The sequence below is a fragment of the Candidatus Thioglobus sp. genome, from assembly GCF_029243085.1.
GTDB lineage: Bacteria > Pseudomonadota > Gammaproteobacteria > PS1 > Pseudothioglobaceae > Thioglobus_A.
Genome location: NZ_JAQWSS010000048.1, coordinates 1 through 5,003, shown reverse-complemented (window position 1 = coordinate 5,003; position 5,003 = coordinate 1). Strand labels below are relative to the sequence as shown.

At 36.6% G+C, this 5,003-nt stretch carries 5 protein-coding genes and 1 pseudogene; all 6 read left to right on the top strand.

Features of this window, described 5'->3' with window-relative positions; translation table 11 throughout:
- The first annotated feature begins 309 nt into the window (after positions 1-309).
- Positions 310-1,209 carry a glycine--tRNA ligase subunit alpha gene (gene glyQ / locus P8M52_RS02975; protein ID WP_300307090.1) on the top strand — a complete coding sequence of 300 codons (900 nt, stop codon included), beginning with the start codon at positions 310-312 and terminating at the stop codon, positions 1,207-1,209.
- A gap of 6 nt (positions 1,210-1,215) precedes the next feature.
- Positions 1,216-1,788 carry a VTT domain-containing protein gene (locus tag P8M52_RS02970; protein ID WP_300307087.1) on the top strand — a complete coding sequence of 191 codons (573 nt, stop codon included), beginning with the start codon at positions 1,216-1,218 and terminating at the stop codon, positions 1,786-1,788.
- Positions 1,778-2,344: a M23 family metallopeptidase gene (locus P8M52_RS02965; RefSeq protein ID WP_300307084.1), complete on the top strand. Its 567-nt coding sequence runs from the start codon at positions 1,778-1,780 to the stop codon at positions 2,342-2,344. Before P8M52_RS02970 ends, P8M52_RS02965 begins: the two co-directional genes overlap by 11 nt.
- 17 nt (positions 2,345-2,361) lie before the next feature.
- Positions 2,362-3,399, top strand: a complete 1,038-nt coding sequence (locus tag P8M52_RS02960) for a mechanosensitive ion channel family protein (RefSeq protein WP_300307081.1) — start codon at positions 2,362-2,364, stop codon at positions 3,397-3,399.
- 15 nt (positions 3,400-3,414) lie between these two features.
- Positions 3,415-4,734: a tRNA (N6-isopentenyl adenosine(37)-C2)-methylthiotransferase MiaB gene (gene miaB, locus P8M52_RS02955; RefSeq protein WP_300307078.1), complete on the top strand. Its 1,320-nt coding sequence runs from the start codon at positions 3,415-3,417 to the stop codon at positions 4,732-4,734.
- A pseudogene (locus P8M52_RS02950) lies at positions 4,725-5,003 on the top strand (phosphate starvation-inducible protein PhoH); the annotation flags it as partial. The gene miaB and the pseudogene P8M52_RS02950, both read left to right, overlap by 10 nt.

The following is a 5,003-nucleotide window of genomic DNA, read 5'->3' as shown; positions in this document are numbered from 1 at the left end:
ATAATGAACTATTAAAACTTAAAATAACCTAAGCCTTTATTGATTTAAAAGATAGTCAATTATTTGTAAAATCGTTTTTTTTTTTTTTTGGTATACTGGCCTTGTTATTAAATCTCTCAGTATTTAATAATTGTTAAATAGGTTTTATCTCCATATGCTTATTTGACATCTTTGGGGGCTTCTAAAATTAATTCTTCTCAGCTTTATATATAAAGCTCCCAACTTTCTGCGTGCCATCAATTTATAAATACCCAATTAACTCATGTTCGATGCGGTAAAATTTTTTGCAATATATTCAATAAAATTAATATGTCAATTTCAGATCTAGATGCAACAGCGTCCTTTCAAAATTTAATTTTAAAATTACAAACTTTTTGGGCATCTAAAGGTTGCACCTTATTACAACCGTTTGATATGGAAATGGGTGCAGGTACATTCCATCCTGCTACCTTTTTACGTGCTGTTGGGCCTGAACCATGGAAAGCTGCCTACGTACAGCCTTCACGCCGCCCAACAGATGGTCGTTATGGTGAGAATCCAAATCGCCTTCAGCATTATTATCAATTTCAAGTTATTCTAAAACCCTCACCTAAAGATATTCAAGATCTATACCTAGAATCTTTAAGCGAGATTGGTATTGACCTTACCAAGCACGATGTTCGCTTTGTGGAAGACAACTGGGAATCTCCAACGCTTGGTGCCTGGGGGCTTGGTTGGGAGATTTGGCTAAACGGCATGGAAGTTTCTCAATTTACTTATTTCCAGCAAGTAGGGGGATTGGCCTGCAAACCTGTTGCAGGTGAGCTTACTTATGGTCTTGAACGTTTGGCTATGTATCTTCAAGGTGTTGATAGTGTCTTTGATTTAGTTTGGACAGAAGGTGTAAGCTATGGCGATGTATTTCATCAAAATGAAGTGGAGCAATCAACCTATAATTTTGAAATTGCTGATACTGATGTACTTTTCAAGCAGTTCGATGAAGCAGAGTCCATGAATGAACAATTAATAGAGCAAGCGCTACCCTATCCAGCGTATGAACAAGTTATGAAAGCTTCACACCTATTTAATTTGTTAGATGCTCGTCATGCAATTAGTGTGACAGATCGTGCACGCTTTATTCGTCGTGTAAGGGCTATGAGTCAAAAAGTAGCACAAACCTATTACGATTCGCGTGAAGCGTTAGGGTTTCCGATGGTTAAAGATAGTTAAACCTACATGCAAATTTTTTCTAGAATTTATCAAAAAGCTCTAGAATGGGCATCTAGTCAATTTGCTATTTATTGGCTGTCCATTGTTAGCTTTTTAGAATCCTCTGTACTACCCTATCCACCACCCGATATATTGTTAGCACCAATGGCTCTTAAACAGCCTAACAAAGCCTATTCTTTCGCTTTAATTGCTACTATATTTTCTGTATTAGGTGGGCTTGCGGGTTACCTTCTAGGCGATGTTTTGTTGAGCTTTTTACTTGATTACGGATTAATTAAACCCGAGTCAATTATCTCAATTAAAGATTTCTTTGATCGTTATGGGATTTGGGTTGTTGGTATTGCTGCTTTTAGTCCAATTCCCTACAAGTTAGCCACGATTAGTGCAGGTAGTATGGCCATGCCACTTTTGCCTTTTGTGTTAATTTCTCTAGTAGCACGTGCTGCTCGTTATTATCTAATAGCCATTTTGATTAAAAAATATGGCGCTCAGTGTGACCAATGGTTGCAAAAATATATTGATCGTTTGGGCTACGGGCTGATTATCGTGGTTATTTTTGGTGCCTGGTATGCAGGTTAAACTCCTAACTATTTTAATAATATCTTTGTTAAGTGGTTGTTACTCCCAATCGCCCAAACCTGCGGTCATTGTGATTGAAAAATCATCACATCTAGAAAACATTAACCATCAACGCCTAGCCAATGTAATTGTTATTGAACACAAAACACATAAAGTAACTAACCAATCTGTTGAAAAAGTTAACAACAAGACTGTTCAAAAAGTTAACAACAAGACCTCTACTTGGCAAATACCAGTTAATAGCCAAGTTAGCCATCTCTTTTCCAATAAACACCAAGGGTTAACTTTCAACACAAACAATGGTCAAAAAATTCGTGCCATTCGCGATGGAAAGATTGTTTATATTGGTAGCAAAATGGAAAGTCATGGGAAAATGATCATTTTGCGTCACCCACTTGGTTTTTATAGTACCTATACTCAAACCCAAAACTTGCAAGTAACTATAGGAGATCAGGTCGCTAAAGGCGACGTGATTGCACACACAACAAATCAGCCTTTTTACTTTGAAATGAAGAAATTCAAACAGACGATTAATCCACTCAAATATTTAAAATAAGCGCTAAAATATTGATTATGAATGATTTTTTACAAAATATGACGCCGTATCAAGCTACAGGGATTTTATTTATAGTGGCATTAGTCGCTCATATAATCCTAGGCTTTATCTTAAACCAAATTGTTAAGCATGCTGGGAAAACCAAAAACCAACTTGATGACCACCTAATTAAAGCAGTTTCAGCCCCGATAAAAGTACTTATATGGTTTGGCTGGTTGTATTTTTCTATTAGTACTTTCAAAGATCAGATTAGCTTACTAGTTACAGTCGTAGATTATATTGACATTGCCCCAATATTTATCATAACTTGGGGAGTTGTGCGTGTCATAACAGGGGTTGAATCTTACTTAATTGAAAAAGATAATAACGTTGATAATGATTCGGTTCGATTGTTTTCACGATTAATTAAAATCTTGATGGTAGTAGCAATTTTACTTGGCGTTGCACAATTCCTAGGATTTTCGATTTCGAGTCTATTAACTTTTGGTGGCGTGGGTGGTATTGTGATGGGCTTTGCTGCTAAAGACATGCTGTCTAATATTTTTGGCGGCTTAATGATCCAAATGGACAAGCCTTTTTCCACCGGTGATTGGATTCGATCAGGTGAATTTGAAGGCACGGTTGAAAAAATTGGATGGCGCATGACGCGCATACGCACTTTTAGCAAAAACCCAGTCTATATTCCCAACTCAATCTTTGCCTCAATTCCAATTGAAACACCGTCACGTATGACTAATCGTCGCATCAAAGAAGTAATTGGTGTACGCTATGATGACATAAAACAAATACCTGACATTGTAACCAGTGTTGAAAAAATGCTCAATGAACACAAGGATATTGATCATAATGAGGCATTACGCGTTTACTTTAATTATTTCAACGCCTCATCAATTGATTTCAACATTTACGCTTTTACCAATACAACAAGTAAGAATGAGTATCAAAAAATAAAACAAGAAATACTACTCAATGTAGCTGATATCATTGAACTTCACAAAGCTGAAATTGCTTATCCAACTCAAACGCTATATATTCAGAATAACTCTGAGTCATAGTAGAAAAATCATATTATGAATAAATTACACATCCGTACCTTTGGATGCCAAATGAATGAATACGATTCAGATCAAATGGTTAACGTACTCAAACACTCCCATAACTTAGAATTAACTGACGATGCTAATCAGGCTGATGTGCTGCTTCTTAACACGTGCTCCATACGTGAAAAAGCCCAAGAGAAATTATTTCATCAGTTAGGACGCTGGAAAAAACTTAAGGTTAAAAACCCTAATTTGGTCATTGGTGTTGGCGGCTGTGTCGCCTCTCAAGAAGGTGAATTAATTCTTAAGCGCGCCCCATATGTAGATATTATTTTTGGACCACAAACGCTACACCGTTTACCGACCATGTTAAATGATGTACTAGGTGACAAAAAAACCAGCATTGATATCTCTTTTCCAGAAATTGAAAAATTTGACCATTTACCTGAGCCTGAATCAAATGGTGTTAGCGCCTTTGTTTCAATTATGGAAGGTTGTAGCAAATATTGCACTTTTTGTGTTGTGCCTTATACTCGGGGAGAAGAGGTTTCTCGCCCTTTTAACGACGTTATTAAAGAAGTGGAAACTTTGGCCAAACAAGGTGTTCGTGAAGTTAATTTATTAGGTCAAAATGTCAATGCCTATCAAGGTCTGATGGATGATGGGGAGATGGCTGATTTAGCCCTACTAATTAATATTGTTGCACAAATTAATGGTATTGATCGTATTCGCTATACAACCTCGCATCCAGTTGAATTTTCAGATTCATTAATTGAAGCCTATGCAGAAGTACCCGAGTTAGTCTCACATCTACACTTACCCATTCAAAGTGGCTCTGACAAAATTTTAGGCTTAATGAAACGTGGGCATATGGCTATTGAATACAAATCTAAAATTAGAAAACTTCGTGAAATACGTCCAGATATTTCCATATCAAGTGACTTTATCATCGGTTTTCCAGGTGAGAATGATCAAGATTTCGAAGATACCATGGCCTTGATTAATGACATTGGCTTTGATAAATCTTTTAGCTTTATCTATTCCGCACGCCCTGGCACACCTGCTGGTAGCTTTGTTGATGATGTAGATATGCAAATTAAAAAAGATCGACTCGCTCGCGTTCAAAAAACCATTGATGAATCAACTGAAAGCATTTCAAAATCTATGATTGGTAGTGTGCAGAAAGTGTTAGTGGAAAACAAAGCTAGAAAAGATGACAATATGTTTGGTCGAACTGAAAACATGCGTAATACACATTTTAAGGGCGATGAATCATTAATCGGTCAAATTGTTAATGTAAGAATTATTGAAGCACGTGGTAACTCGCTAGTAGGTGAACTATGCATATAACTCTAGAGGTTGACAATTCAGAACAATTGGCAAATGTTTGTGGCTCATTTGATCGCAACTTAGAGTCTATTGCTAAGAGCCTTGATGTTGAAATAAACAACAAAGGCCAAGAGTTTGTTGTTCAGGGAGATAATAAGCATTTAGCTGTTCGAATTTTACAAGACCTAAGCCTACTTGCAAAAACTCAAACAATTGGCGTGCACGAGGTAGAAATGAGCATTAAGGCTTATACAAATGACGACCTACCTAATGAATCTGTCAATATTAAA

Excerpts from the sequence above, each read along its gene's own strand:
- P8M52_RS02970 (WP_300307087.1), top strand. The coding sequence starts at position 1,216 with ATGCAAATTTTTTCTAGAATTTATCAAAAAGCTCTAGAATGGGCATCT.
- P8M52_RS02965 (WP_300307084.1), top strand. The coding sequence starts at position 1,778 with ATGCAGGTTAAACTCCTAACTATTTTAATAATATCTTTGTTAAGTGGT.
- glyQ (WP_300307090.1), top strand. The coding sequence starts at position 310 with ATGTCAATTTCAGATCTAGATGCAACAGCGTCCTTTCAAAATTTAATT.
- P8M52_RS02960 (WP_300307081.1), top strand. The coding sequence starts at position 2,362 with ATGAATGATTTTTTACAAAATATGACGCCGTATCAAGCTACAGGGATT.
- miaB (WP_300307078.1), top strand. The coding sequence starts at position 3,415 with ATGAATAAATTACACATCCGTACCTTTGGATGCCAAATGAATGAATAC.